The organism is Burkholderia sp. Bp9016 (assembly GCF_003857765.1).
GTDB lineage: Bacteria > Pseudomonadota > Gammaproteobacteria > Burkholderiales > Burkholderiaceae > Burkholderia.
Window position 1 is genome coordinate 1 of record NZ_QTPY01000065.1, and the last position, 3,177, is coordinate 3,177.

Consider the following 3,177-nt stretch of genomic DNA (forward strand, 5'->3'; position numbering starts at 1 on the left):
ACAATCATGACCGCCCGAACATGGCCCTGGGCGGATTTACGCCAAAGCAGCGGTTGGCCATGGCCGCTTAGTTTCTACTTCTGAACCCCGTGGAAAACGGGGGGATTACCGTATCGCCTACCACAGTAAGCGCGCCAGCCGTTGTATTGATCGAATTGCCCCCGCCGTAGATCCCAAGGCTATCGCCAGTTGCTTCGTTCACGCCGTCGCCGCTGCCGTTAACGTTGGCCTGTGCATTTGTGCTCAGCAGAATGCCAGTCGGTTGACCATTTGCCGTCTTGCCGCCCACCGCGTCACCGCTGCCATCGATCGTGTCGAAGTTACCATTCGTACCTGTAATGTATGCTTGGGCGCCGGCGACAGCATCAATAGTATTGTCTCCACCGTTCGCAATCACGTAATCGCCCGCCGCCTCACGGATACCATTGTTGCTACCGATGATGTCGGCCGCTGCATTCGTATTGAACAGGATGCCGGTCGGTTGACCGTTGGCCGTCGTGCCGCCCAACTGGTCACCGGTGGCGTTGACCGTATCTAGGTTACTGTTCGTGCCGGTGATGTATGTCTGGGCACCTGCGACAGCGTTAATGATGCTGTTGCCACCGTTTGCAATCAGGTAATCGCCTGCCGCTTCACGAATACCATTGTTGCTACCGACGACGTCGGCCGCTGCGTTAGTGTTGAATAGAATGCCTGTCGGTTGACCGTTGGCCGTCGTGCCGCCCAACTGGTCACCGTTGGCGTTAACCGTATCTAGGTTACTGCTCGTGCCGGTGATGTATGCCTGGGAGCCAGCAGCAGCGTTGATAATGTTGCCGCCGCCGCTTACAACAAGATAGTCTCCGGCCGATTCGTTAATTCCATTGTTACTGCCATCGACCGTGACATTGTCCGACCCTGCAATGTCGACCGTAGCGGCCGAACCATTGACTGTGCCGCCCGAATTTGCGTTAAAAGTGACTGTCGATGCTGCCCCTGTTGCCGACAAATTTACGTTATAGCCGACGCCTGTGAGTTGGAAGGTGTCACCGGCTTGTGCGTTAATGACATGATTGCCGTTGAGGATCGTCGTGTCGTAGTCCGCTCCGTTCACGGCGATGGTGTTGGCGTTTGTAGTCAGCGTTACGCCGGATGCATTTACGTCAGCGAGCGTGTCAACGTTAGTAACTGTATCTACCTCCGAACCGCTACTCGAGAACTGTTGCGTCGATACTACGGCACCAGTGCCATCGCTCATGGTTGCCGAATAGCTGCCGTTGGCGTTGTGAGTGTAGGTGATGGTCGAAACGATGTTTCCGGACGCGTTGGTATACGCCGCAGAGGAGATTTCAGAGTTGGTGAAGGTAAAATTTTCACCTGATCCATCGGATAGTTTTATTGAGGCAGACTGTAGTCCGCCGGACGATGGGTTGTAGTTAATGGAGACGCTTGATGCATTAAAATCTTGTGTGCCTTGCAGGCCGAGTTGCGATGCATTGAAGGTGCCGGAGTGGAACTGCTGGTATAAAATGCCGGGAGTGTTCGCGTAATAGTCATAAAACAGCACACCTGTGCTATCGACTGGGATAGTCCCGGCGATACCAGATGCAACCTCTTCGAACTTCGATAGATCTTGTTCGGGAGGAATGCCATTTGCTTTATCGGCGGAAAATGCATTATCCAACGCGGATTGCAGGGTTCCATTGGAGTTAGCATCTCCATTCAATTTAATTGTCACCCCCGCATTTTTTGATATTTGTTGCTGAATGACGTAATTATTGGCTTCGGATTCCGCCTCTGTAATAGTTCCGACGACTCCTGACATTTGGCCAGCAGTCGGATCGTTAGGATTGGGGACGAGGCCGTTGTAGAGGTTCTGGTCGTTCGAGTAATTCTCGAAATGACCTAATTCATAACTCAAGTCACCGACAAAGCTTGCTGCACTTTCGCCGATTACATTCGGCCCCATTTGAATTTGCTGCACTCCGGGAGCCAGAGTAACGGTTCTAAGAAGACTACCGCCTCCGGAAATTTCTCCGATAGGTTGTGCGGCTCGGTTGTTGATGGCAGCTTGATAGTCATTCAGTTCGGCAACGAGAAGTGGACTACTGTTTATGTAGTTCAACTCTGTTGTGGTCGGTTTACCTGCACCACCCCAGAGCGTTTCGTTTCCAGTGATCGGAGTCAGATTTTTTCCAGCCATGATTACTTGATCCCGTTAATATATTGAGAGAAATTTACGTACTTAACGCATCTCTTGGGTGGCGTATAGGTTGACGTCATCTCGACATCAATGTCGTTCTTCGGATCTCCTGAGTACCTTACCTTAAACATCCCTCTGGATTCTGAATAAGAGTAGTTATCCTTCAGAATGCTTTTTACGTCACTCTCGGTGATGCATATTTTTTCCGTGTTGAGAACAATGCTGGCTACCACACCGATTTTCCCATTCGGAAGAAACGCCTTTGCATAGGGGCGAACATAATCGCCATCTCTTCCAAATTTTTCATCAAAGTATTCAGGCGCAGCCGTGTAGTAATATTGCTGGACGTTCCAGTCATGATATTTTGCAGATCCGGGGTATGGCATGCTGCGCAAATACTGGAGATCTTCGTATCCAGTCACGTGTCTTGTTTCCCCTCCACCCATCGATAGCCCTAACTTTGATTCATAAAAAATCTCATCCGCCAAATTTCCGTTATCAACTATGTCAATTATATTTTTCAATACGGACTGGGCGGTATTTTTTTGACCCATATCACCTGCGAGCGCGAAAGATGAATGAAGCCCAAGGACAATAGGCGGTAATAAAAATATTTTCGAGAGGTTCGCGAATTGCTTGTGGCGTCGGTTATTCATTTCGAAACCTTTGTCGTGTGGTAGGGCGATCGATACCGCTAATGCGCACCGGCGACCAACTGAGCACGCTGCGATGCTTGTCCTATTTTTCGCCGCGATTAGCGTCCACTTGCGCCAACAAACCACACAAGCATGGACGGCACTGATGTCGAATCGGTTCAGCCTTCAATTGATCTAACGAATCTATCAGGAGGCATAGCAGGCCGTTGAAATACCCATCGACCGGATTCAGACCACTCTCGCAAATGACATGAATTCGCTCAACGGCTCGGCAATTTTGTTGCGTCACGCCGGGTTCAGCGGTAGAGCCCGGCCGGCGAAGGTATTTCCCGCCAGATT

At 50.7% G+C, this 3,177-nt stretch carries 3 protein-coding genes; all 3 read right to left on the bottom strand.

Annotated elements, in window-relative coordinates; genetic code table 11:
* Positions 1 to 67: 67 nt before the first annotated feature.
* The gene (locus DIE13_RS32355; RefSeq protein ID WP_124831027.1) at positions 68 to 2,182 is read right to left on the bottom strand and encodes an S-layer family protein; all 2,115 of its coding nucleotides are present in this window, start codon (positions 2,180 to 2,182) and stop codon (positions 68 to 70) included.
* Positions 2,183 to 2,184: 2 nt separating this feature from the next.
* Entirely contained in the window at positions 2,185 to 2,838 is a 654-nt protein-coding gene (locus tag DIE13_RS32360) for a hypothetical protein (protein ID WP_124831028.1), read from the bottom strand.
* An 82-nt stretch (positions 2,839 to 2,920) separates the two neighbouring features.
* Positions 2,921 to 3,177 (bottom strand): hypothetical protein (locus DIE13_RS33190; RefSeq protein WP_221622222.1); only part of this gene is annotated, 257 nt, incomplete at its 5' end.

Coding starts and splice junctions, on each gene's coding strand:
- DIE13_RS32355 (WP_124831027.1), bottom strand. CDS start 2,182: ATGGCTGGAAAAAATCTGACTCCGATCACTGGAAACGAAACGCTCTGG.
- DIE13_RS32360 (WP_124831028.1), bottom strand. CDS start 2,838: ATGAATAACCGACGCCACAAGCAATTCGCGAACCTCTCGAAAATATTT.